General features: G+C 71.1%; 29 protein-coding genes. 14 read left to right on the top strand and 15 right to left on the bottom strand.

Going from position 1 to position 23416, the window contains the following annotated elements:
- Window positions 1-5: 5 nt before the first annotated feature.
- From glpX to ABLE53_RS04410, 6 genes are all read right to left on the bottom strand, one after another.
- Window positions 6-1040 carry a class II fructose-bisphosphatase gene (glpX, locus tag ABLE53_RS04435; protein ID WP_348857464.1) on the bottom strand — a complete coding sequence of 345 codons (1035 nt, stop codon included), beginning with the start codon at window positions 1038-1040 and terminating at the stop codon, window positions 6-8.
- A gap of 9 nt (window positions 1041-1049) precedes the next feature.
- Window positions 1050-2153, bottom strand: a complete 1104-nt coding sequence (locus ABLE53_RS04430; protein WP_348857463.1) for a sulfate/molybdate ABC transporter ATP-binding protein — start codon at window positions 2151-2153, stop codon at window positions 1050-1052.
- Window positions 2150-3013 (bottom strand): ABC transporter permease, encoded by an 864-nt coding sequence (locus ABLE53_RS04425; protein ID WP_348857462.1) that lies wholly within the window; start codon window positions 3011-3013, stop codon window positions 2150-2152. The genes ABLE53_RS04430 and ABLE53_RS04425 overlap by 4 nt, the downstream gene beginning before the upstream one ends.
- Entirely contained in the window at window positions 2991-3758 is a 768-nt protein-coding gene (modA, locus tag ABLE53_RS04420) for a molybdate ABC transporter substrate-binding protein (RefSeq protein ID WP_348857461.1), read from the bottom strand. Before modA ends, ABLE53_RS04425 begins: the two co-directional genes overlap by 23 nt.
- Window positions 3759-4148, bottom strand: coding sequence for a TOBE domain-containing protein (locus tag ABLE53_RS04415; RefSeq protein WP_348857460.1), 390 nt, complete (start codon window positions 4146-4148; stop codon window positions 3759-3761).
- A gap of 90 nt (window positions 4149-4238) precedes the next feature.
- Window positions 4239-5507, bottom strand: coding sequence for an SLC13 family permease (locus tag ABLE53_RS04410; protein WP_348857459.1), 1269 nt, complete (start codon window positions 5505-5507; stop codon window positions 4239-4241).
- A 58-nt stretch (window positions 5508-5565) separates the two neighbouring features.
- Here ABLE53_RS04410 and ABLE53_RS04405 point away from each other — a divergent pair, with 58 nt between their 5' ends.
- Window positions 5566-6213: a DUF4245 family protein gene (locus tag ABLE53_RS04405; RefSeq protein ID WP_348857458.1), complete on the top strand. Its 648-nt coding sequence runs from the start codon at window positions 5566-5568 to the stop codon at window positions 6211-6213.
- A 114-nt stretch (window positions 6214-6327) separates the two neighbouring features.
- Here the strand turns inward: ABLE53_RS04405 and ABLE53_RS04400 are convergent, their stop codons facing one another.
- Both ABLE53_RS04400 and xseA read right to left on the bottom strand, forming a co-directional pair.
- Entirely contained in the window at window positions 6328-6561 is a 234-nt protein-coding gene (locus ABLE53_RS04400; RefSeq protein ID WP_348857457.1) for an exodeoxyribonuclease VII small subunit, read from the bottom strand.
- Window positions 6554-7795 (bottom strand): exodeoxyribonuclease VII large subunit, encoded by a 1242-nt coding sequence (gene xseA, locus ABLE53_RS04395; RefSeq protein WP_348857456.1) that lies wholly within the window; start codon window positions 7793-7795, stop codon window positions 6554-6556. The genes ABLE53_RS04400 and xseA overlap by 8 nt, the downstream gene beginning before the upstream one ends.
- A gap of 64 nt (window positions 7796-7859) precedes the next feature.
- Here xseA and ABLE53_RS04390 point away from each other — a divergent pair, with 64 nt between their 5' ends.
- Window positions 7860-8858 carry a 4-hydroxy-3-methylbut-2-enyl diphosphate reductase gene (locus tag ABLE53_RS04390; protein WP_348857454.1) on the top strand — a complete coding sequence of 333 codons (999 nt, stop codon included), beginning with the start codon at window positions 7860-7862 and terminating at the stop codon, window positions 8856-8858.
- Complete coding sequence (locus ABLE53_RS04385) at window positions 8858-9484, top strand: L-threonylcarbamoyladenylate synthase (protein ID WP_348857453.1); 627 nt, start codon at window positions 8858-8860, stop codon at window positions 9482-9484. The genes ABLE53_RS04390 and ABLE53_RS04385 overlap by 1 nt, the downstream gene beginning before the upstream one ends.
- Before the next feature lie 20 nt (window positions 9485-9504).
- Here the strand turns inward: ABLE53_RS04385 and ABLE53_RS04380 are convergent, their stop codons facing one another.
- The 7 genes from ABLE53_RS04380 to ABLE53_RS04350 all read right to left on the bottom strand — a co-directional run bounded on the left by ABLE53_RS04380 (window position 9505) and on the right by ABLE53_RS04350 (window position 13698).
- On the bottom strand, window positions 9505-9954 hold the full coding sequence (locus ABLE53_RS04380) for a DUF6542 domain-containing protein (protein ID WP_348857452.1): 450 nt from the start codon (window positions 9952-9954) through the stop codon (window positions 9505-9507).
- 7 nt (window positions 9955-9961) lie between these two features.
- Window positions 9962-11053 carry a DNA recombination protein RmuC gene (locus tag ABLE53_RS04375; RefSeq protein WP_348857451.1) on the bottom strand — a complete coding sequence of 364 codons (1092 nt, stop codon included), beginning with the start codon at window positions 11051-11053 and terminating at the stop codon, window positions 9962-9964.
- Window positions 11054-11125: 72 nt separating this feature from the next.
- Complete coding sequence (locus ABLE53_RS04370) at window positions 11126-11866, bottom strand: hypothetical protein (RefSeq protein ID WP_348857450.1); 741 nt, start codon at window positions 11864-11866, stop codon at window positions 11126-11128.
- Window positions 11867-11961: 95 nt separating this feature from the next.
- Window positions 11962-12321 (bottom strand): nuclear transport factor 2 family protein, encoded by a 360-nt coding sequence (locus ABLE53_RS04365; protein WP_348857449.1) that lies wholly within the window; start codon window positions 12319-12321, stop codon window positions 11962-11964.
- Between the two features lie 39 nt (window positions 12322-12360).
- A complete protein-coding gene (locus ABLE53_RS04360; protein ID WP_348857448.1) occupies window positions 12361-12558 on the bottom strand; it encodes a hypothetical protein in 198 nt (65 codons plus the stop codon).
- 54 nt (window positions 12559-12612) lie between these two features.
- Window positions 12613-12885, bottom strand: coding sequence for a hypothetical protein (locus ABLE53_RS04355; RefSeq protein WP_348857447.1), 273 nt, complete (start codon window positions 12883-12885; stop codon window positions 12613-12615).
- Between the two features lie 18 nt (window positions 12886-12903).
- Window positions 12904-13698, bottom strand: a complete 795-nt coding sequence (locus ABLE53_RS04350; protein ID WP_348857446.1) for an exodeoxyribonuclease III — start codon at window positions 13696-13698, stop codon at window positions 12904-12906.
- A gap of 18 nt (window positions 13699-13716) precedes the next feature.
- Here ABLE53_RS04350 and ABLE53_RS04345 point away from each other — a divergent pair, with 18 nt between their 5' ends.
- The 11 genes from ABLE53_RS04345 (at window position 13717) to ABLE53_RS04295 (ending at window position 23381) form a co-directional block, all read left to right on the top strand.
- The gene (locus ABLE53_RS04345) at window positions 13717-14250 is read left to right on the top strand and encodes a flavin reductase family protein (protein WP_348857445.1); all 534 of its coding nucleotides are present in this window, start codon (window positions 13717-13719) and stop codon (window positions 14248-14250) included.
- An 11-nt stretch (window positions 14251-14261) separates the two neighbouring features.
- Entirely contained in the window at window positions 14262-15083 is an 822-nt protein-coding gene (locus ABLE53_RS04340; protein WP_348857444.1) for an ABC transporter ATP-binding protein, read from the top strand.
- Window positions 15080-15958 (top strand): ABC transporter permease, encoded by an 879-nt coding sequence (locus ABLE53_RS04335; protein WP_348857443.1) that lies wholly within the window; start codon window positions 15080-15082, stop codon window positions 15956-15958. Before ABLE53_RS04340 ends, ABLE53_RS04335 begins: the two co-directional genes overlap by 4 nt.
- Before the next feature lie 59 nt (window positions 15959-16017).
- Window positions 16018-17133, top strand: a complete 1116-nt coding sequence (locus ABLE53_RS04330; protein ID WP_348857442.1) for an ABC transporter substrate-binding protein — start codon at window positions 16018-16020, stop codon at window positions 17131-17133.
- Window positions 17134-17198: 65 nt separating this feature from the next.
- Entirely contained in the window at window positions 17199-17762 is a 564-nt protein-coding gene (locus tag ABLE53_RS04325) for an ArsR/SmtB family transcription factor (protein ID WP_348857441.1), read from the top strand.
- Window positions 17759-19009, top strand: a complete 1251-nt coding sequence (locus tag ABLE53_RS04320; protein WP_348857440.1) for an MFS transporter — start codon at window positions 17759-17761, stop codon at window positions 19007-19009. The genes ABLE53_RS04325 and ABLE53_RS04320 overlap by 4 nt, the downstream gene beginning before the upstream one ends.
- A 112-nt stretch (window positions 19010-19121) precedes the next feature.
- Entirely contained in the window at window positions 19122-20162 is a 1041-nt protein-coding gene (locus ABLE53_RS04315) for a hypothetical protein (RefSeq protein WP_348857439.1), read from the top strand.
- Window positions 20163-20226: 64 nt separating this feature from the next.
- Window positions 20227-21303, top strand: coding sequence for a redox-regulated ATPase YchF (ychF, locus tag ABLE53_RS04310; RefSeq protein WP_348857438.1), 1077 nt, complete (start codon window positions 20227-20229; stop codon window positions 21301-21303).
- A gap of 4 nt (window positions 21304-21307) precedes the next feature.
- Window positions 21308-21754 carry a GNAT family N-acetyltransferase gene (locus tag ABLE53_RS04305; RefSeq protein ID WP_348857437.1) on the top strand — a complete coding sequence of 149 codons (447 nt, stop codon included), beginning with the start codon at window positions 21308-21310 and terminating at the stop codon, window positions 21752-21754.
- Window positions 21755-21817: 63 nt separating this feature from the next.
- Window positions 21818-22945 (top strand): hypothetical protein, encoded by a 1128-nt coding sequence (locus tag ABLE53_RS04300; protein WP_348857435.1) that lies wholly within the window; start codon window positions 21818-21820, stop codon window positions 22943-22945.
- Complete coding sequence (locus ABLE53_RS04295; protein ID WP_348857433.1) at window positions 22860-23381, top strand: hypothetical protein; 522 nt, start codon at window positions 22860-22862, stop codon at window positions 23379-23381. Before ABLE53_RS04300 ends, ABLE53_RS04295 begins: the two co-directional genes overlap by 86 nt.
- The last annotated feature ends 35 nt before the right edge of the window (window positions 23382-23416 follow it).

The following is a 23416-nucleotide window of genomic DNA, read 5'->3' as shown; positions in this document are numbered from 1 at the left end:
GCACCTCAGCCGTCGAAGTCGATGGAGGAGTACGCCTGGAGCTTGTGGAGCTGGTGCTCGCTGGTGATCTTGCGGATCGTCCCGGACCGCGACCGCATCACGAGCGACTCGGTGACGACGGCGCCGCCGGGGCGGAACTGCACGCCCCGCATCAGGTCGCCGTCGGTGATGCCGGTGGCGACGAAGAAGCAGTCGTCGCCGGTGACAAGGTCGTCGGTGTGGAGCACGAAGTCGGGGTCGAGGTTGTGGCCGGCGTCGAGGGCCTTCTGGCGCTCCTCGTCGTCCTTCGGCCACAGCCGGCCCTGGATGGTGCCGCCGAGCGCCTTCATGGCGCACGCGGCGACGATGCCCTCCGGCGTACCGCCGATGCCGAGCAGCAGGTCGGCGCCGCTGCCGGCCCGGGCGGCGGAGATGGCGCCGGCCACGTCCCCGTCGGTGATGAAGCGGATGCGCGCGCCCGCGGCGCGGATGTCGTCGACGAGCTGGGCGTGGCGGGGGCGGTCCAGCACGATGACCGTCACGTCGGAGGGCTTGGTGCCCTTCGCCTTGGCGACGGCACTGATGTTCTCGGCGACCGGGAGCCGGATGTCGACCACGTCGGCGGCCTCCGGGCCGGTGACGAGCTTCTCCATGTAGAAGACGGCGCTCGGGTCGTACATCGACCCGCGCGGCGCGACCGCCATCACCGAGACCGCGTTGCTCATCCCCTTGGCGGTCAGCGTGGTGCCGTCGATCGGGTCGACGGCGACGTCGCACTCCGGGCCGGTGCCGTCGCCCACCTGCTCGCCGTTGTAGAGCATGGGGGCGTTGTCCTTCTCGCCCTCGCCGATGACGACGGTGCCGTTCATCGCGACGGTGGAGATCATGACCCGCATCGCCTCGACGGCGACGCCGTCGGCGCCGTTCTTGTCGCCGCGGCCGACCCAGCGGGCGGCGGCCATCGCGGCGGCCTCCGTCACGCGGACCAGCTCGAGGGCCAGGTTGCGGTCGGGCGCCGTGGGCGCGACACCGAGGGGCTCCGGCAGGTGCTGATCGCTCATGGCCCGACTCTATCGGTCGAGGGCGGTCGGCTTCCGTGGCGTAGGTCGCTTGATCGTTCCAGAGATCCGGTAGACCGAGACCTCGGTCGCCTTGACCGCGAACGTCACCCCGAGGCCGGCGGTCAGGCCCAGCTCCGCGACGGCCGCCGGGGTGACGTCGGCGGCGAGCGGTACGCCGGCGGGCGACTCCTGGCGCGCCCGGACGCGCACCCGGTCGCCCAGTGGCTCGAGGTCGGTCACGACGACGTCGAAGTGGTTTCGCGGGCTGCCACCGGGCGGCTCGGCGAAGATGCTCACCGCCGAGGGCCGGAAGAGCGCGGCCACCCGCTCGCCGGGGTCGAGCTCCTCCTCGGCGAGCCCGGCGACGTGGATGCCGCCCTCGGCGACGAGCACCTCGCCGTCCCACGTGCCGGGGACCAGGTCGAGCCCGGCCAGGCGAGCGGCGAAGGCCGAGCGCGGCGTGCTGAGCACGCTCTGGGTCGGCCCGTCCTCCACGATCCGGCCCTGCTCGATGACGACCACCCGGTCGGCCAGCAGCAGCGCGTCCAGGACGTCGTGGGTCACGATGATCGCGGTCCGGTCCTCCAGGACGGTCCGCAGCGTGTGCCGCAGCGCGGGCGTCACGGCGACGTCGAGCGCGGCCATCGGCTCGTCGAGCAGCAGCAGCTCCGGCTCGGCGGCGAGGGCCCGCGCGATCGCGACCCGCTGGGCCTGGCCGCCCGACAGCTGCGCCGGCTTCCGGCGGGCGAGCTCCGCGACACCCACCGCAGCGAGGTGCCGTCGGGCCGCTTCGCGGGCCGGCTGGCGTCGTACGCCGTGGGCGCGGGGGGCGAACGCGACGTTCTCCAGCGCGGTCAGGTGCGGGAAGAGGAGCGGGTCCTGCGCGAGGAGGGCGACGCCGCGGGCGTGTGGAGGTACGCCGTCGAGGGCCCGTCCGCCGAGCGTGACCGTCCCCTCGTCGGGCCGGAGCAGCCCCGCCAGGACCGCGAGCAGCGTCGACTTCCCGGCCCCGTTGGGGCCGAGCACGGCGACCGTCTCACCGGCTGCGACGTCGAGCTCGAGGTCGACGTCCCGCTGGCGCACGACGGCACGGACGTGGAGTCCTTCGCTCACACCGAGCTCCGGCTCTGCCGGGCGAGGCCGATGACGACGACGGCGACCACGACGAGCACGAGCGCGAGGGCGACGGCGGCGTCAGGGTCGGTGACGCGCTGCAGGTAGATCTGGATCGGCATCGTCGCTGTGGTGCCCTGCAGGCTGCCGGCGAAGGTGATCGTCGCGCCGAACTCGCCGAGGCAGCGGGCGAAGGCGAGGACGGCGCCCGAGACGACGCCCGGGAGGACGAGGGGGAGGGTCACCCGGCGGAAGACCGTGGTCGGGCGGGCGCCGAGGGTGGCCGCCACGACGTCGTACCGCTGGCCGGCGGTGCGCAGCGCCCCCTCCAGGCTGATCACCAGGAACGGCAGCGCGACGAACGTCTGCGCCATGACGACCGCCGTCGTGGTGAAGGCGATCTCGATGCCGAGGACGTCGAGGGTGTGGCCGAGCAGCCCGCGCCGGCCGAACGTGTAGAGCAGGGCGAGGCCGCTGACCACCGGCGGCAGGACGAGGGGGAGCAGGACGAGCGAGCGTACGACCGACTGGCCGGGAAAGCTGGTGCGGGCGAGGACGGTGGCCATGGGTACGCCGAGCACGATGCACAGAACGGTGCTCGCGGCCGCGGTGCGCAGGCTGAGCAACAGCGCGTCGACCGCCGACTCGGAGGTGATGAGCGAGCCGAAGTGGCTCCACTCGACGCGGGTGACGACCGCGACCAGGGGGAGGAGCACGAAGGCGGCCCCCACGAGCGCCGGCAGCCAGAGCCAGCGGGGGAGTCCCAGCGAGGCGGGAGCCGCCGCGGCGGCAGGCCCGGACGCACGCGCCCGGGCCTGCCGCCGCGGCGAACCGACGTCAGGGCTTGCCGAACCCGGCATCCTGGAGCACCTTCTGGCCCTTGCTGCCGACGACGTAGTCGACGAACTCGTCGGCGAGGTCGCTGTCGCTCGCGTCCTTCAGGGTGGCGATCGGGTAGGTGTTGACCACCTGGGAGGACTCGGGGAACGTCACGCCGGTGACCTTGTCGCCGGCCGAGGTCACGTCGGTCACGTAGACCACGCCCGCGTCGGCCTCGCCGGACTCGACCTTGCCGAGTACGTCGGTCACCGACTGCTCCTCGCTGACCGGCTTGATCGTAACGCCGGTCTTCTGCTCCATCTGCTGGGTCGCGGACCCGCACGGCACCTCGGCGGCGCAGACGACGACCTTCACGCCGCTCTTGCCGAGGTCGGCGAAGCTCTTGATGCCGGCCGGGTTGCCCGGCGGCGTCGCGATCTCGAGGACGTTGGAGGCGAAGTTCTGCGGGTCGGTCGCGGTGCCGTCGGACGTCAGCTTGTCCATGTTGTCGGTGTCGGCCGAGGCGAACACGTCGGCCGGGGCGCCGCTCTGGATCTGGGAGACCAGGTCGGAGGAGCCGCCGAAGCTGAACTTGACGGTCACGCCGTCGTGCGCGGCCTCGAACTGCTTGCCGATCTCGGTGAAGGTGTCGGTGAGGGAGGCGGCGGCGAAGACGGTGAGCGTCTGGGAGTCACCGCCGCCGCTGTCGTCGCTGCTGCCGCAGGCAGCGAGCGGGACGAGAAGGGCGGCAGCGACGGCCGCGAACAGGGTGCGAGGTGTCTTCATCTAGGGGCGCTCCACGACGACGTTGGTTGACTTGATCGAGGCGACCGCCGTGACGCCGGGCTCCAGGCCCAGGTCGTCGGCGGCCTCGGTGCTCATGAGCGACACGATCCGGTACGGCCCGCAGATCAGCTCGACCTGCGCCATCACGGTGTCCTTGGTGACCTTCGTGACCAGGCCGAGGAGGCGGTTCCTCGCACTGACCGACCGGGCCCGATGGGGATCGGGGGCGTCGGCGAGCTCGACCGCGAGGTCTGCCAGCGCCGGCCCAGGGACGACGGTCCTGCCGCCCTCTGTCACCGTCTCCAGGCGACCCGCGTCAACCCAGCGGCGGAGGGTGTCGTCGCTGACGCCGAGCAGGTCGGCCGCCTCGGCGATCCGGTAGGTGCTCATGATCGGGCATCATGCCGCATCTGCGGACTCATGTCGCCGCACCTTCCGAATCTGCGTGACGATATGCCGTCGCTTGACCGCACTTGCGGCTCAGGTGACGGCCGCGAGCACGGCGGTCGCAGCGACCAGTGACACGGGGGTGAGGAGCAGCGAGACGCGGTGGAAGAGGGCCTGGTCGGGTCTGATCCCCTGCCGGACCAGCGTGCGCCGCCACAGCAGGTTGGCCAGGCTGCCCGTCCAGGTGAGTCCGGCGCCGATCCCGAGGCCGAGCAGGGCGGCGAGGACCTCGGGCCCGCCCGCCGGCGCCAGGAGCGGGACGAGCAGCAGCGTGGCCGATAGGTTCGTCAGCAGTGCCGCGGCCAGGGTGGCGATGACCGCGATCAGCAGCAGGTCCACGAAGGTGGCGCCGTCGGGCAGCAGGTGCGTGGCGACGTCGCCGAGGAACCCGTCGGCGAGGCCCGCGACGACCACGCCCAGCGCGAGCACGAACAGCACGAAGCTGGGGTGCGCCGCGCGGGCCGCGTCGCGCCCGCCCAGCAGCCGCCGGTGCCGTGACCAGGCCAGCAGCACCACCGCCGCTGCCCCGGCAGGCCAGCACGGATCGACGCCCAGCGGCGAGAGCGCCCCGAAGCCGACCAGCATGAGAGCCACCACCGCGAGGGGTACGCCGACCGAGCCCTCCCACGCGAGCGCGCCGGTCTCCGCGACGGTCGCCGGCGGGGACAGGTCGCGGCGGAACAGCAGTCGCAGACCGGCGTACTCCACCAGCAGGGTCGCCCCGAGCGGCAGCGCCATCCTGGCGGCGAAGCCGCCGAACCCGTACGGCAGATGCGGCATCGCGAGCAGGTTGGTGAGGTTGGAGACCGGCAGGAGGAGCGAGCCGGAGTTGGCCATCCGGAGGCAGGCGTACGCCGCAGGCCGCGGCGAGGTGCCGAGCCGACGGGCGGCGACCAGCACGACCGGGGTCAGGAGTACGACCGTCGCGTCCAGGCTGAGCACGGTCGTCGTCAGGACGGCGACCGCGAACACCCCGAGCAGGAGCGCCTGAGGCCTGGCGCGGCCGTCCGCGCCCACGCTGTGGCGGCGTACGACGTCGGCGGCGCGGGCGAAAAGGCCCGCCCGCGCACACACCTCGGCCACGACCAGGATCGAGACCAGGAAGCCGACGACCGGCAGGAGCGGGTCGACGGCGTCCCACGCCCGGTCCGGCCCGACCAGGCCGCACGCGAGCACGACGCCAGCAGCGACCACGCTGAGCAGGGCCTCGGTGCGGGGCCGGGGATGTCGGTGGGCGGTGACGAGCAGCCCGGCCAGCGCCACCACCCCGACGGTGTCCTGGAGAGGTGGGGGCAGCTGCACCGGACCATTGTCGGGGTCAGCGCCGTCCGCTCACCGGCGGGATGGGACGATGGAGGGCGTGAGTGAGCAGGGCAGCCAGCCGGGACCGCAGGCGGGGACCCAGGCGGGAGCCCAGGCCGGATCCCCGCAGGGGGCCCGCCGCTACCCGCGGACCTTCGGGGGTCTGATCGGCTCCATGGTCGTGCTGGTGCTCGCCGTCGTCGCCTACTGGGTGATCACCACCACCTTCGGCGACGCGACCCGGGACCTTCGCAACGAGGGCGTGCCGAAGAGCGCCGACTGGGTCGGCACCGTGCGCACCGTGCAGAGCGCCGAGGGTGAGAACGGCGTGAAGATCAAGGTCGTCTATCCGCGGTCGCTGCCGTCGGGGTGGTACGCCAACACCGAGCCGTCCTTCGCCCCCGGCAAGCACCCGACCTGGACGATGAACTTCGTCCGGGGCGACAACCAGTACGTCGGCATCGAGCTCGCCCCCGGCAGCGCCCACGAGCTCGCCGAGAAGAACGTCGACGACGGCGTCCGCGAGGGCGGCACCACGACCGTGGACACCGCGGTCGGCGACACCTGGCAGACCTGGTCGGACGCCGGCGGCGACCATGCCTACACCACCCGCCTCGCCGGCTCCACGCTCATCATCTGGGGTCCCCACGACGACGACCTGCGGACCTTCCTGGGCCTCCTGACCACGGACCGGCTCAAGCGTTGAGTCGGGGGTTGTGACCGGTCGAGTCCGGGGTTGTGACCGGTCGAGTCCGGGGTTTTGACCGGGCGTCGCGTCGAAACTCACGACTCGGCAGGGCAGAACCCCCGACTCGACGGGTCACTCGCGGTCGGAGTCCTGCGGGTCGGTGGCGATGGCGGCGTCGAGCTTCTTGCGGGCACCGTCGAGCCACTCCTGGCAGATGGTGGCGAGCTTCTCGCCCCGCTCCCAGAGCGCGAGGGACTCCTCGAGCGTGGTGCCGCCGGCCTCGAGCCGCCGGACCACGTCGACGAGCTCCTCGCGGGCTTCCTCATAGGAGAGCTTCTCGTCGCTCGGTCCCTGGCTGTCAGGCATCGGGCAGCTCCTGTTCGATCGTCTCGGTGTCGGTCGTGGTGGCGTGGATCCGGCCGTCAGCGAGCCGCACGCTGAGTGCGGAGCCCGCGCCGACCCCGGCCACGCTGGCGATCACGTGTCCCCGGTCGTCCTGGACGACGGCGTATCCCCGCCGCAGGGTCTGCAGCGGCGACAACGCCCGCGCTCGGGCGCGGTGGTGGCCCACCTCGTCACCGGCCCGGTCGAGCTGGTGGGAGAGGCAGCGCCGGGCGCGCTCGCGCAGTGCGGACACCTCCTCGAGCCGGGCGTCGAGCAGGGAGCGCGGGTCGGCCAGGGCCGGGCGGGAGCGAAGCGCGTCGAGCATCGTCTGCTCGCGATGGAGCCAGGAGCCGAGTCCGGAGCGCATCCGGTCACGAGCGGTGGCGACGAGCCGGAGCTCCTCGGCGACGTCGGGGACCACCAGCTTGGCCGCGTCGGTCGGGGTCGAGGCACGGACGTCGGCGACCAGGTCGAGCAGCGGCATGTCCGGCTCGTGGCCGATCGCCGAGACGACCGGGGTGCGGAGCGCATGGACGGCCCTGACGAGGTGCTCGTCGGAGAACGGCAGAAGGTCCTCGACCGAGCCGCCGCCCCGGGCGACCACGATCACGTCGACCTCGGCGTCGCGGTCGAGGCGCTGCAGCCCCTCGACGACCTCGGGGACGCTGCGCTGACCCTGCATCGCGGCGTACGCCACCTCGAAGCGGACCGCCGGCCAGCGGCGTCGGGCGTTGTCGAGCACGTCGCGCTCGGCGGCGGAGTTCGGCGCGGTGACGAGCCCGACCTTGGTCGGCAGGAACGGCAGCCGCTGCTTGAGCTCGGCCGCGAAGAGGCCCTCGGCAGCGAGCAGCTGTCGGCGCCGCTCCAACCGGGCGAGCAGCTCACCGAGCCCGACCATCCGGATGTCGCGGGCGTAGAGCGAGAAGGTGCCGCGGTTGGCGTAGTAGGACGGCTTGGCGTGGACGATCACGCTCGCGCCCTCGACCAGCGGCGGGTTGAGCCCGTCGAAGAGGACCCGGCTGCAGGTCACGGTGACCGAGATGTCGGCGACGGTGTCGCGCAGCGTCATGAAGACCGTGCCCATCCCCGGCCGACGGTTGACCTGGGCCACCTGGCCCTCGACCCACACCGCGCCGAGCCGGTCGATCCAGCCGGCGACCGCGTTGGCGATCTGCCGGACCGGCGCCGGCGACTCGGGGGAGGTCTCGAGGGCCATGTCGCGACCTTACTGACGACCGCCGACAAGCCCGAGCGCATGGGCAGTCCGTAGACTCGGGCCCATGAGCACAGACCTCGGTACGCCGCGTGTCCTGTCCGACGACGAGAGGTCGGTCCTGCTCGCCTCGCCGCGGGGCTACTGCGCTGGTGTCGACCGGGCGGTGGTGACGGTCGAGCAGGCACTGGACCTGTACGGCGCCCCTGTCTACGTGCGCAAGGAGATCGTGCACAACAAGCACGTCGTCGACGACCTGCGCGAGCGCGGCGCGATCTTCGTCGAGGAGCTCGACGAGGTCCCGGAGGGCGCCACCGTCGTCTTCTCCGCCCACGGCGTGTCGCCGGCCGTCCACGCGGCTGCCGCAGAGCGCGGGCTCAAGACGATCGACGCCACCTGCCCGCTGGTCACCAAGGTCCACCACGAGGCCAAGCGGTTCGCCGGCGACGACTACGACATCCTGCTCATCGGCCACGCGGGCCACGAGGAGGTCGAAGGCACCATGGGCGAGGCCCCCGGCCGCATCCAGCTCGTGGAGGGGCCCGCCGACGTCGACAAGGTGGTCGTCCGCGACCCGTCCCGCGTCGCGTGGCTCTCGCAGACCACGCTGTCGGTGGACGAGACGCTCGAGACGGTCGCAGCGCTGCGGGAGCGGTTCCCCGAGCTGCTCGACCCGCCGAGCGACGACATCTGCTATGCCACCCAGAACCGCCAGCAGGCCATCAAGGACATCTCCAAGGACGCCGATCTCGTCATCGTCGTCGGCTCCGGCAACTCCTCGAACTCCGTCCGGCTGGTCGAGGTCGCCCGGGAGGCGGGCGCCGCCGCGGCCCACCGCGTCGACGACGCCTCCGAGGTGCAGGACGCCTGGCTCGAGGGTGTCAGGAGGGTCGCCGTCACCTCGGGGGCGAGCGTCCCGGAGAAGCTGGTCGACGGCGTGTTGGCGACGCTGGCGGAGAAGGGGTTCCCCGACGCCCGCGTCGTACGCAGCGCTGAGGAGTCGCTCATCTTCGCGCTCCCCAAGGAGCTGCGCCGCGACCTGAAGGCCGCCGCGGCCGGCTCCTGATGGCCCGTTACGTCGACGTCCACCCGGACAACCCCCAGCCGAGGCTGATCCGACAGGTGGTCGACGCGCTCCGCGACGACGCCCTGATCGCCTACCCGACCGACTCCGGCTACGCGCTCGGCTCGCGGATCGGCAACCGCGACGGCCGCGACCGGATCCTCGCCATCCGCGGCCTCGACGAGCGGCACCACTTCACCCTGGTGTGCCACGACTTCAGCCAGCTCGGCCAGCTCGTCCACATCGACAACAGCGCCTTCCGGGCGATCCGGGCGGCCACGCCGGGGCCGTATACCTTCATCCTCCCCGCCACTCCCGACGTCCCGCGGCGGCTGATGCACCCGAAGAAGCGCACCGTCGGCGTACGTATCCCCGACCACCCGGTCGTCCGTGCCCTCCTCGAGGAGCTCGGCGAACCCATCCTCTCCTCGACGCTCATCCTCAAGGGCGAGAGCGAGCCGGAGACCTTCGGCTGGAACGTCAAGGAGGAGCTCGACCACCAGGTCGACATCGTCATCGACACCGGTGAGGAGACCCCCGCGCAGCCGACCACGGTGATCGACTGGTCGGGGTCGGAGCCGGTCGTCGTACGCGAGGGCGCGGGCGAGGTGTCCGGCTTCCTGGCATGAGCGAGGGACCGTCAAGATCCTCAGGCCGAGACCGTCTCCTCGTCGCGGGGGAGATCGGCGGTAGCGGCTGCCCGCACGGTGACGACGTGGCGACGCATCGCGAGGCAGCCGAGGCAGAGGGCGTAGCCGACGAAGAGGCTGATGCTGTGATGCCCGAGGCCGCTGACGACGGCCTGCACGACCCCGTCCTCCGCGTCGGCGATGGCGTCCGGACGGGTCAGCCCGAGCAGCAGGAAGACGCCGACCATCAGCAGTGGCGGCAGCACTCCGACGGTGAAGAAGTCGCGGGGGTGGACCAGGAGGGCGACCCCCACGCTGAGCGCCACGAAGACCACGTCGAAGAGGAGGCTCATCCGGCCGGTGAGCTCGAGGTCGAGCGCGGCCACGGTGAGGGCGAGCGCGACTCCGAGGGCGACCACCCGGCGTCCGGGTTCGCGCCCCTCCTCCCAGATGGTCCGTGCATGGGTCATGGCACCGTCACAGTCCTCGTCTCTCGAGGCTCACCGTAGAGCCGTCGTCGTCCTCCGCGGCGGCGACGCGCCGCCCGGGTGCCTCCGGCGCGGGGTCGACGGGGGTGAGCCGCTCCACCGCGCGCAGCTCCACCGAACGCGGGCTCGGCAGCTCCTCGTCGGTCACGCCGAGCTCGCTGAACCGCCGCGCCGAGACGAGCACGCGGGTGTCGAGGGAGCCGATCGCCTGGTTGTAGCGAGTCACGGCGGCGTTGAGCGAGCGGCCGATGCCGTCGAGATGGCCGGAGAGCGTCACCAGCCGCTGGTGGAGCTCGCGGCCGAGCTGGTGGATCTCCCGCGCCCGCTCGGCGAGCGCCTCGTGGGACCATCCGTGAGCGACGGTGCGCAGGAGCGCGATGAGGGTCGTCGGGGTGGCGAGCACGACGCGGCGCTCCGCGGCGTACTCGATCAGGGTCGGGTCGGCCTCCAGCGCAGCGGCCAGGAAGGACTCCGCCGGCACGAAGAGGACCACGAACTCCGGGGTCTCGGGCAGCGCCCGCCAGTAGGCCTTCGAGCCGAGCTGGTCGACGTGGGTCCGCAGCTGGCGGGCGTGGCGCTGCAGGTGTGCCCGGAGGCTGTCGTCGTCCTGGGCGGCGACGGCGTCGAGGTGTGCATCGAGCGGGACCTTCGCGTCCACGACGAGCTGCTTGCCGCCGGCGAGGTGGACCACCAGGTCGGGCCGGAGGCTGCCGCCCTCGAACTGGACCTGCTCGGTGAAGTCGCAGCGGTCGACCAGCCCGGCCAGCTCGACGGCGCGGTGCAGGTGGAGCTCGCCCCAGCGCCCGCGCACCTGCGGACGCCGCAGCGCCGTCGACAGGGCCTTGGTCTCGAGCCGCAATTGCTCGACCTGGGTGTCGAACTGGCCCTGCCACTGCGCCCGGGCGCGGTCGAGGTGGTGCATCTGGTCGCTCAGCCGGTCGAGGCCCTGCATCACCTCGGCCTGGTCCACCATCCCGGCCGCCACGCTCCGCACGCTGCGTGCGCGCACCCAGAGCACGCCGACCAGCGCACCGAGCGCGAGGCCGACCAGGAGGCCGAGGACGAGGGCGAGGATCTCCATGGCCCCAATGTCGCAGGGGCCACCGACAGTTTCGGGGGGATGGGTCGGTGGCCCCTGCGGGATGGGGACGATTCAGCGGTGGAGTCGGATGATCTTCGAGCTCGACGTCGTGTAGCCGACCCAGCTGCTCGCGACCGCCTTGGCGCGGAGTTTGACCGGCCTCCCTTCGTAGCGCGCGCGACCGGTCACCTTGCCCCGAGCGCTCGTGACGTCCTTCGACCACCGGTAGTTGACCCACGCGCCGCCGACCTTGTGCTGCAGGACGACGTACTCATACTTCGTCGGGAAGTAACCGCGTGGGCGCTCATCCCTGAGGGTGATCGTGTAGCGGACGATCTGGCCCTTGCGCGGCGTCCGATCCGACACGGTCAGCGTCGTGCGCGAGTGTGGTCTGCGCATCGTGAAGGAGCTCGTCGGAAGGCTCACCTGGTGCTTCCAATTCGAGGAAGCGTCCCAGTCGTACCACGTGAGCTGAGCCTTGACCCGGTACCGGCCCGGCATCTCGGAGCCGAAGAACCAGAAGTAGCCGCTCGCAGACTTGGAATTGCTGCCGTACTTGTAATCCGATCCGGCGTCCGTGCCGTCGGGCGCGACGAGCGTGACCTCGAGATCCCAGTCGTCAGCTGCTGCCGGCACTGAGACGCTGAAACCGTAGCGGTGCTTCTGGCTCGTGTCGTACAGGACACCGTTCGAGGACGAGGTCCAGCCCGAGGCACTGGCCGCCTGTGCTGCCGACGGGGAGAGCAGCACGAGGCCTGCGACTGCGAGGAACAAGCTGACGAGTACGGCGACGCTGCCGCGAAGGGGCTTCACGTCTCACCATCGTCCGCCTGTCGCGGGTCGGGGCCGACATCCGGAGCGCTGTCTGGTTGATCTCGTCCGTAGTCGCGAGCGGTGTGACTGAGCGCTCATGTGGTGGTCGTCGGCGTCCCCTGGTGGAATCGGAGCAGCCAGCGGTCGCCGACCCACTGCCAGAGCGAGGACCGGTTGGACGCCGTACGCCCCTCGTCGGTGGAGCGGATGGTGCGGTAGGTGACGAGTACGACGTCGTCGGAGACCTCGTGGACCGCGAACGCTGACAGCGGCAGCTCGACCGGGATCGGTGCGCCCTCCATCGCGACGCTCGCCTCGCGGGTCCACACCCTCCCCGACGTGCCGAACTCGAGGAAGTCCGGGTGGAGCATCGGCTCGTAGAGGTCGGGGTCGAAGCGGACCTCGGCGCGCCACAACGACTCCTCGAGGTCCTGGAACATCGCCGCGTCGACCATGGCGACCACCCTAGGAGAGGTGGACGTCCGCACGCGCGGTCAGCTCGAAGACGCCTGGCCGATCAAGTGGGCCTTGATGAGGTGGAGGTCGGCCTCGATGGAGGTCAGGCGCTGGTCGACGGCACCGAACCGCGCCTCGACGGAGCCGAACCGCGCGTCGATCAGCCACTTGAAGATCGTCGCGAGTGACACGACGGTCGCAACGACCGACGTGACCATGCCGATCAGCAGCGCCATGGTGTTCATTCTGCAGGCTCCGTCCGGACTTGTCAGGCGTGAGGTAGCCGGAAGTCAAGCGCGTCGGGGTGCGGGACGCCCGTCGCCGGGCAGAGCCTGTGGAGAGTGTCGATGCGAGAGCTGGCTGTGGACGATCACCGGTTCGACCCCGAGCAGCTCTTTGTGCATCACACGGAACCGACCTCCCCATGTGGAGTCGCGATAGACGAGGACGCCGACCTTCCACGTATTCCGCCGCGCGAGGAAACGCTGATAGGTCCAGCCCACGAGCAGGTAGACGATCGCGTCGCCCAGGCCGCCGTCCCAGCGCAGGTCAGCGCGCAGCATCTGACCCTTCTTGTAGTGTCAATCGGCCACGTCGACGACGACCGGCGCGTGGTCTGAGGCGCCGACGCCGGCGCGCTCCTCGCGGTCGATGAAGGCGTGGGTGACCCGCTTCGCGAACGACGGGGAGCCGAGGACGAAGTCGATCCGAAGGCCCCGATTGCGCTCGAACCGCTGCCGGTAGTAGTCCCAGTACGTGTAGACCTCCGGACCCGGCGCGAAGGGGCGTACGACGTCGGCGTACCCCTCCTCGACGAAGGCCTGGAACGCGGTCCGCTCGGCGGGCGTGACGTGGGTGGAGTTCTTGAACTGCGCCATGTCGAAGACGTCCTCGTCGAAGGGCGCGACGTTCCAGTCGCCGACGAGCGCGGTGTCGTCGTCCTTCCACGCCCGCGCCGCCTCACGGAGCCGGGCGAGCCAGTCGAGCTTGTAGACGTAGTGCGGGTCACCTGGCTTGCGCCCGTTCGGCACGTAGAGCGACCAGATCCGCACCCCGCCGCCCCCCTTCGTCCCACACAGTGCGCCGAGCGCCCGAGCCTCCGGCGCCAGCGGCTCGCCCCAGCCGGGCATGCCGGAGAAGCCGACCTCGACGTCGTCGAGCCCGACCCGGGAGAGGATCGCGACTCCGTTCCACTGGTTGAGTCCTGCGGCGGCGACCTCGTAGCCCATCGACTCGATGCCCATCAGCGGTAGCTGGTCGAGCCGGGCCTTGGTCTCCTGGACGGCGAGCACGTCGACGTCCTGCCGCTCGAGGAAGGCCTCGACCCTGGTGATCCGGCTGCGGAGCGAGTTGACGTTCCAGGTCGCGATGCGCACACGGGCAGACTAGGGGGTGTGACCGACCCTGCGACCGACCCCGTGTCCCAGTCCGGCGACCTCGACGACTCCGCCGACATCCCCGAGCTGCGCGAGGCGCTGGCGGCGCTCGCCTCCTCGGTGGTGGTGGTGACCGCGACGGTGGACGGTACGCCGTACGGCTTCACCGCGACGAGCTTCACGAGCGTGTCGATGGAGCCTCCGCTGGTCGGGGTGTTCCTGGCCGACTCGGCGTCGTCGTACGACGCGTTCTGGCGGGCCCGCACGGTCGCCTTCAACTTCCTCGGGGCGCACCAGGCCGACATCGCGACCCGGTTCGCGACGCGGGGCGCCGACAAGTTCGGCGGCATACCCCTGGCCGCCTGCCTCGACAAGGGCCCGGAGGCGGCGCCGGTGATCGCCGACGCGATGGTTACGCTCGCCGGTGAGGTGACGGAGCGGGTCGTGCTGGGTGACCACGTCCTCCTGCTGGCCCGCCCGACGGTGGTCACCCCGGTGCGGCACGAGCCGCTGCTCTACTACCAGCGCGCGTTCAGGCGCCTCGAGTCCTGAGAGGGAGAGTGATGTCGGCCCCCACCCCCGACGAGGTGTCGTGCGCGATCGAGATCGCCGGCGCGCGCCGGGTCTACGAGCTGCCCGACCTCTCCCGGCTGCTGGCGCTGCACGACGTCCACCTCTCCGTCGCGGCCGGCGAGTTCGTGAGCGTGATCGGTCCCAGCGGCTGCGGGAAGTCGACGCTGCTGCGGCTGATCGCGGGACTCGAGGAGCCCGACGGCGGGTCGATCTCGGTCGGCGGGCTCACTCCCGCGCGGGCCGCGGGGGCGAAGATGCTCGGCTTCGTGCCGCAGACCCCGGCGCTGCTGCCGTGGCTCTCGGTCCTGCGCAACGTCGCGCTGCCGACCAGGCTCAACCGCCGGGCCGCGCGACCGGGCGCCACCCGGCAGGAGCTCGAGGAGCTGCTCCGCAAGGCCGGCCTCGGGGACGCGATGCACAAGCTGCCCTCGCAGCTCTCGGGCGGCATGCGGCAGCGCGTCTCGATCGTGCGCGCCTTCGGGCTGCGCCCCGAGGTGCTGCTCATGGACGAGCCGTTCTCCGCGCTCGACGAGTTCACCCGCGAGGCGCTGCAGCAGCAGCTGCTCGACCTGTGGGGTGAGCTGCGGGCCACCGTCGTCTTCGTCACCCACAACATCACCGAGGCGGTCAGGCTCTCCGACAAGGTCGTGGTGATGGCCCCCAAGCCGGGCCGGGTCGTCGACGTGGTCGACATCGACCTGCCGCGGCCCCGCGACCAGGAGCTGATCACCTCCGAGGCGTTCCACGACTACGAGATCGCCCTCCGCGACCGGCTGCGCGACGCCTTCGAGCACGGGCTGGAGTCCGCGTGACCGACCGTCTGGCCGAGCAGGGCGCGACCGAGCACGCCGGCGTACTCCCTCCCTCGACGACCACCCCGTCGCCCGGCACCGTACGCCGGCGGCTGATGCTGCGCCGGCTTCGGATCCTGCACCCGGCGTACTGGGGTCCGTTCGTCGTCATGCTCCTCGTCCTCGGCCTGCTCTGGCGCATGGGCGCGCACCGCTGGCCCTACCTGCTGCCGCCGCTCTCCGAGGTCGGCAGCCAGCTCACCGACGACCCCGGGTTCTTCGTCCACAACGCCTGGGTGACCCTGCGCGAGGCACTGCTCGGTCTCGGCATCGCGTTCGTCTGCGCCTTCGTGATCGCGGTCGTCGTCAGCGAGCTCCCGCTGGCCCGGCGGGCGATCATGCCGGTCGCGGTCGTCCTCAACGTCACCCCGCTCGTCGCGATCGCGCCGGCGCTGGTGGTGGCGTTCGGGTTCGGCGTCGTGCCGAAGCTGGTGGTGACCGCGCTGATCTGCTTCTTCCCGATCCTGATCAACACCGCGGTCGGGCTCCGGTCGGTGCCTGGGCCGGTGCTGCAGGTCTACCGCACGGTCCACGCCTCTCGCTGGGAGGTGCTTCGCCACCTGCGGGCCCCCACCGCCCTGCCGTACGTCTTCGCCTCCCTGCAGATCGTCTTCCCGCTCTCCGTCATCGGAGCGGTCGTCGCCGAGCTGTCCGCGGCCGGCTCCGCCGACGGGCTGGGTACGACGATCCAGGTCGCCTCAGGCAGGAACAATCTGAGCCTGGTGTGGGCTGCCATCTTCGTGTTGGCCATCATGGGTGCCCTGCTCCTGCTGCTGGTCAGCGTCGTCCAGCGCCGGGTGCTGCACTGGCACGAGTCCAGCCAGCGCCTCGCCTGAGCGACCCCGACCGCCGAACGACCGGGCGCCGAGCCCCGCCGTACCCCCGAGGAGAACGCATGACCATCCGTCCCCGCCTGCGCGCCGTCGCCCTCGGCGCCGCCGCCTCGCTGCTCGTAGCCGGCCTCGCCGCCTGTGGCAGCGACGAGGGCTCCGACGAGGGCTCCGACGAGGCGGGGACGACCGGATCGGCGGTCCCGAAGGAGCGCTGCGCCCAGAACCAGAAGGCCGGGAAGATCACCTACCTGACCAGCTACTTCTACCAGGCGTCCGCGTCGATCTTGGAGGTCCTCGCGGCCGAGAAGCTCGGCTACTTCAACGACGTCTGCCTCGAGGTCGGTGTCCAGCCGGGCTCGGGTGACACCCCGCAGAACGCCAAGCTCCTCGCCGCAGGCAAGGTCGAGTTCACCGGCCTCGCCGAGCAGGACGTCATCAGCGCCAACGAGACCGGCGCGAAGGTCGTCGGCCTCTCGTCGTACGCCGATGCCGGGCTGGACATCCTCATGACGCCGACCGACGTCACCGACCTGAAGCAGCTCGACGGCAAGACGCTGGGCGAGAAGGGCTCGGTGCCGCTGTCGGTCCAGGCGATGCTCATCAAGGAGGGCGTCGACTGGGACAGCGTGAAGAAGGTCAAGGTGGGCTACGACCCCTCCGTGCTCGCCCGCGGCCAGGTCGACGCGCTGACCGGCTTCGCGTCCAACGAGCCGAACCTGCTGAAGGAGAGCGGCTACACGCCGAAGGTGTGGCAGCCGGCCGACTACGGCGTACCCGGCTCGATCGTCACGCTCGCCACCACCCCGTCCTTCGCCGACGAGCACCCCACCGTCGTCGAGGACTTCCTGCGGGCCGCGTTCAAGGCCTACCAGTACTGCGCCGAGCCCGACCACGTGAAGGAGTGCGTCGGGTTCGTCGAGGACTACGAGGGCAAGCAGCAGTTCGACGAGCAGCACGAGACCGACGTGTGGACCACCGAGGTCAAGGTCGGGGAGGACAACCCCGTGCCAGGCAAGTGGGGGAGCGTCGACCTCGACAACGTGCGGGCGCTCGCCGGCCTGATGGGGAAGTACGCCGACCAGCAGGTCGACCCGCAGGACGCGGTGGGCTACTTCGACACCTCGTACGCCGACAAGGTCGTCGACGATCAGGGCACGGTGATCTGGCCGGTGAAGTGAGGGCCCGCGCCGGAGATATACAAGAACCCTTGTAGACCGCGTGCCGGGTCCCTAGCGTCCCGGCCATGGCCACCTCGATCGCGACCCTCCGCGCCGTCCTGCACCCGACCCGGCGCCGGATGGTCGAGTACCTCCTGCTGAACGGTCCGACGCAGGTCGGCACGCTCGCGCGCGAGCTGGGCGAGCAGGTCGGCAGCATCAGCCACCATCTCCGGATGCTCGAGCGGGTCGAGGTGGTCGCCCGCGTGCCCGAGCTGGAGACCGACGGCCGGACCAGCTTCTGGCGGCTCCTGGAGCGATCGTTCACCTGGTCGGCGTACGACTTCGACGAGCCGGCGCACCGGATCGAGGCGAAGGCTGCCGAGCGGGCGAACATCGAGCACCAGTTCCGCAAGCTCGCCGAGTGGAAGCGGGAGGCCGACAAGTCACCCGCCGCCTGGCGGACGGCGGCGTTCACGACCGACTTCACCGTGCTCGCGACGCCCGAGGAGCTCGCCGAGATCGATACCGTGCTGTTGGGCGCGCTGCAGGAGTGGCGAGCCCGGATCCAGGAGCGGATCGAGGCCGGCGACGGCCAGGAGCGCGAGCCGGTCTTCGTGTTCCTCCACGGCTTCCGGTCACGGCCGTGAGCACCCCGCGGGGCCGCGACCGGGCCGTCTGGGGCTGGCTCGCCGTCGGCGCCCTCTCCGACGTCGGCGACATGGTCTGGAACGTCGCGCTCGCATGGACCGCCGTCCACCAGGCCTCGCCGGCCGTCGCCGGACTGGTCATCGCGGCGGGTCGGATCCCGATGGCCGTCATGCTCCTGATCGGCGGCGTCGTCGCCGACCGGGTCGACACCCGGCGCCTGCTCGTTGCCACCGACGCCCTCCGCGCTGTCGTCCTCTGCGTCGCCGCCGTCGCGTCCTGGGCGGACGTCGCCTCGGTGCCGCTGCTCCTGACGGTGGCGGTGCTCTTCGGGATCGGCGACGCGTTCTACAGCCCCGCGGCCGGCACGTTCCCGCGCCAGCTGGTGGCGCCGGACGACCTGCCCGCCTTCCTCGGAGCCCGCCAGGCGGCGAGCCGGCTCGGCACGATGCTCGGCGGCGCTCTCGGCGGCGTGCTCGTGGCGCTCTGGGGCCTCCCCGGCTCCGCGCTCGTCGACGCCGCCACCTTCGTCGTCCTGCTGGCGTACGTCGTCCTGATGCTCGCCCCGCGCTACCCGATCGACCGCAGCGGCCCCCGCGAGTCCGTGCGCGCCGGCATCTTCGACGGCTTCCGGCACCTGCGCCACGAACGGCTGACCCGGACGCTCGTGCTCACTCTGGCCGGCACGAACCTCGCCGTCACACCCGCGCTCACCGTCGGCGTCGCCCTGCGCGTCGCCCACGAAGGGTGGGGAGCGCACACGCTCGGCCTCTCGGACGCCGCGTTCGGGCTCGGCGCGATCCTCGGCTCGCTCCTCGGCACCTGGCGGAAGCCGCAGCGGATCGCGCTGTGCGGGTTCGTCAGCCTGGTCGCCCAGGGCGGCCTGATCGTCGCGCTCGGGCTCGGCGGGCGGACGGTCCTCGTCGCTGCGGCGGCCGCGATCGGGGTGACGGCCGGCGTCGCCTCGACCTACCTCGGCGGCTTCTTCATGATGGTCGTCGCCCCGGCGTACCTCGGCCGCATGGCGTCCGTCCAGGCGCTCGGCGACAACGTCCTGATGCCGGTGGCGAGCACCGGGTTCGGCGCCCTCGCGGCGGCGACGGCGACCGCGCTCCCCTTCGGGGCGTACGGCGGTGCCATGGTGCTCCTCATGCTCGCCGCCCTCGCACGGCCCTCCCTCCGCACGCCCGCCGCGGTGGCACCGCAGCCGGTCGCGGTGCGACTTGACGGTGCGTCCACACGTTCTTGACGCTGCGTCGATATTGCCTTGTCCGGGCCCGGTGCGCCGCCGAGCCTGACGTGGTCCCGCGCTCCCGGGCGACCGCCCGGGCGCGCCACCACCTCGGGTTCAGGGGGATCCCATGCTGCACGTCCCGGCGGCCGTCGCCGCCCTCCTTCTTCTCGCCGGCAGCGCCGGCGCGACCAGCGTCGCCCAGGCCGACGCCCGCACCGGCTCGGCCCACGTCGTCGCCCGTGCCGACGCCACCGACCATGCCTCGCTGGAGTGGGCCTGTCTCTCGCTCCACCGGGGGCAGGAGCACACCGTCCGCATCCCCGGCCGGGTGGTCGACGCCCTGGTCGAGCGGACGCCGTCGTACCGCGGTCCCTGCGCGGAGTACGGCGAGACCGCGCACCTCGGCGACGGCACCCTGACGGCGTACTCCCAGCGCGTCGGCGATCGCCCCGTCGCGATCGGCGTCGTCATGAGCGACGGCGTGCTCGACGATCTGCCGTACGACCCGCCCAACGCCGGGCTCTACTGCTACGACAAGGACGGCGACGGCACAGTCGACCGGATGCACGAGTGCAGCGGCGGCTACGAGAGCCAGCTCGACCTGTCGCGGAGCTTCCGCGAGCACGCCGACAGCCCGTTCACCTACGCGCTCGTCAACTGGAACCCGTTCGGGCACATCCCGGTCGGCGTCTACGACGTCGCTCACTTCGACATGCACTTCTACACCGGCGAGGACGCCGATCGGCTCGCCATCCGGCCCGGGCCGTGCGGGGCGCTGGTCGACTGCGACGACTACAAGCTGGGCAAGCACCTGCCCGACGCGAAGTACATCGCTCCCGGCTTCGTCGACCTCGACGCCGTCGAGCCGGCGATGGGCAACCACCTCATCGACCCGGACGGCCCGGAGTTCCACGGCCAGCCCTTCACACACACCTGGATCTACGGCACCTGGGACGGCAAGGTCACCTTCGACGAGGCGATGGTGACGCTCAAGTGGTACGACGGCCTGCGCGACGGCACCACGGCCGACGCCTGCTTCGACATCCCACAGCCCAGCGCCTGGCAGAAGTCCGGCTGGTACCCCACGTCGTACTGCCTCCGCCACCGCGACAACCGCCACGAGGTCGTCACCTCGCTCGAGGACTTCGTCCACCGGACCGCGTCCTGAGGCCCTTCCGCGTCGCCGCCGGGCATTCGTCCGGCGGCGGCGTACGCACCTAGGATTGCCCCTCGTGGCTCTCACCATCGGCATCGTCGGACTCCCCAACGCAGGCAAGTCGACGCTCTTCAACGCGCTGACCAAGAACGACGTGCTCGCGGCGAACTACCCGTTCGCGACTATCGAGCCCAACGTCGGTGTCGTCGGCGTCCCCGACCCGCGGCTGGAGAAGCTCGCCGAGATCTTCGGCTCGGAGCGGATCCTGCCGGCCACCGTGGAGTTCGTCGACATCGCCGGCATCGTCCGCGGCGCCTCGGAGGGGGAGGGACTCGGCAACAAGTTCCTCGCCCACATCCGCGAGTCCGCCGCGATCTGCCAGGTCACCCGCGTCTTCCGTGACGAGGACGTCACCCACGTCGACGGCGAGGTCAACCCCGGCAACGACATCTCCACCATCCAGACCGAGCTGATCCTCGCCGACCTGCAGACCGTCGAGAAGGCGATCCCGCGGCTGGAGAAGGAGGCCAAGGGCAAGAAGGACCTCCTCCCGGTCGTCGAGGCGGCGAAGGCCGCCCAGGAGGCGCTCGAGGCCGGCACGCCGATCCACAGCACCTCGCTCGACCGCGGCCTGCTGCGGGACCTGTCCCTGCTCACCGCGAAGCCGTACCTCTACGTCTTCAACTGCGACTCCGACGAGCTCGGCGACGAGGAGCTCAAGCAGAAGATGCGCGAGCTGGTCGCGCCCTCCGAGGCGATCTTCCTCGACGCGAAGTTCGAGGCCGAGCTCGTCGAGCTCGGCGACGACGAGGAGGCCCGCGAGATGCTCCACGAGATGGGCATCGACGAGCCAGGCCTCGAGCTGCTCGCCCGGGTCGGCTTCGACACCCTCGGCCTGCAGACCTACCTCACCGCCGGGCCCAAGGAGGCCCGCGCCTGGACGATCCGCAAGGGAGCCACCGCGCCCGAGGCCGCCGGGGTCATCCACACCGACTTCCAGAAGGGCTTCATCAAGGCCGAGATCGTCTCGTACGACGACCTCGTCGAGGCCGGCTCCCTTCTCAAGGCCCGCGAGGCCGGCAAGGTGCGGATGGAGGGCAAGGACTACGTCATGCAGGACGGTGACGTGGTCGAGTTCCGGTTCAACGTCTAGCGTCATGAGCTCGGGTGCCGTCGGCGACGAGCCGATCATCCGCCGGGGCGACGCTGCCGACGTCCCGGATCTTCTCGCCTTCTGGGCGGTGGCCGGTGAGAACGCGGCCCGCCCGAGCGATGACGCGGCACTGGTCGAGAACCTGCTCGCTCGGGATGCCGACTCCCTCCTCGTCGCCGAGCGCAACGGGATGATCGTGGGCACGGTCATCGCGGGCTGGGACGGCTGGCGGGCGCATCTGTATCGGCTGGCCGTCGACCCGGAGTCGCGCGGCCAGGGGATCGCGCGGCGTCTTGTCCTGGCGGCCGAGGAGCGGCTGCGGGCGCTCGGAGCGATCCGCTTCGATGCGATGGTGCTGTCGGGCAACGCGCTCGGCGAGACCGCCTGGACGGCGCTCGGCTACGAGCCGCAGCACGACTGGACACGATGGGTGAAGCCCTCGGGCGCATGACAGCCGAAAATCCGGGATAGCTTCGGCCGGGAATCGTATATGATAACACACAGGGTGTCGTGTATGGACTGTGACCGACATCACCTATACGATCCTGACGTGCCCAACTCGGGGCTAGGAAGGGTCGACGTCGGTGTCGTCTGGAGAGCGATGTGCGCGTCGGCTGTTCGTCGGCGAAAGAGGCAAATCGTGACTCGGAAGAGCGAAGACATCCACGGCGGACTTTCGGCCTCCAGCGGCGGTCTGAGGAGACGTTCGGTCCTGCTCGGCGGCGCCGCCGCGGCGGTCACGGCGTCGGCGGCGTCCACGACCGGGACGCCCGCCGCCGCTGCCGGCCCGGCGGCCAGCAGGACAGACGGCAGGTCGCCGTCGCGACGCCGTGGCGACCAGCTGAGCGTCGGTGCGGGCAAGGCCGAGATCTCGATCCCTGCCGCCACCTACCAGGCGGAGGGCTACAACGACATTCACGATCCGCTGTACGCCCGCCTTCTGCTGGCCAAGACGAACTCCGCGAGCCTGGTCCTGCTCGTGCTGGATCTCACCTCGATCAGCGAGGAGGCCATTGCCGACATCCGGACGTCGGTCGCCACGGTGACCGGTGTCGCCCCTGAGAGCATCATGGTGACGGTCACCCACAACTTCTCCAGTCCGCACGTCGGCCCGGCGTCGTCCTCCACGCAGGCGGCCACCTGGGTGGCCAATCTGGTGGCAGCCGCGACCAGTGCCGCCAAGGCCGCGGTGGCGGGGTTGACGAAGGCTCGCGTCGGGTACGGCGCGGGCAACTCGAACGTCAACGTCAACCGCAACCTGCTGACCAAGGACGGGTACTACCTCGGCGCGAACGAGCAGCTGCCCTCGGACAAGACCGTTCTGGTCGCGCGGTTCGACGACGCGACCGGGCAGCCCATCGCGATCCTGATCAACTACAGCGTGCAGTCCTCGGTGATCATGGAGTCGTCGACCAGCGGCAACAGTACCTACCCCCTACGAGGTGTCGGCCGACCTGGCGGGCGCAGCCTCCGCGTGGGTCGAGGACGCCTACCCGGGCGTCGTCGCACCGTTCATCTGTGGCGCGACCGGCGACCAGCACCCGATCTTCCGGTCGTTGAACACGCTGATCGACAAGGATCTCGTCACCTCCACGGAGGACGAGGGCGCCGCAGGCTGGACGCTGCTCAAGGTCCAGGGTGAGCGCCTGGGCACTGAGGTGGTTCGTGTCGCAGAGAAGATCGAGTCGAGTCCAACCGCAGATCTGGCGCTGTCGGCGACCAGCATCACCGTGCCCACCGTCGAGACCACCCAGGGACAGCAGGCACAGCCGACGACGACGCACACCTGGACCGTGAACGGCAGCCAAGCGCTGCCGGTGTGGGTCTTCCGCATCGGCGAGGGCGTCTATGCGGGAACGCCGCCCGAGCTCTCCACCTCAACCCTGGAGAGCATCCGGCGCGCCTCACCGTTCAGGCACACCTTCGTGGCGGGCATGTTCGAGGGCGGCAACAAGAACATGCCCGACAAGTGGAACTACGACCACATCACCTACGCCGCTCTCGACGGCAACTTCGCGCCGGGTTGTGCCGAGAAGTACGCCGCGTACGCGGGAAGGCAGATCAGGTCGCTTGCCTGATACGAAGAACCAGCACTACTCGGGGAGTTGAGGAC

It is taken from the genome of Nocardioides asiaticus, assembly GCF_040049175.1.
GTDB classification, from domain to species: Bacteria; Actinomycetota; Actinomycetes; order Propionibacteriales; family Nocardioidaceae; genus Nocardioides; species Nocardioides cheoyonin.
Note: the sequence above shows the minus strand (reverse complement) of the source record. Positions and strands in the feature narration are given on the sequence as shown.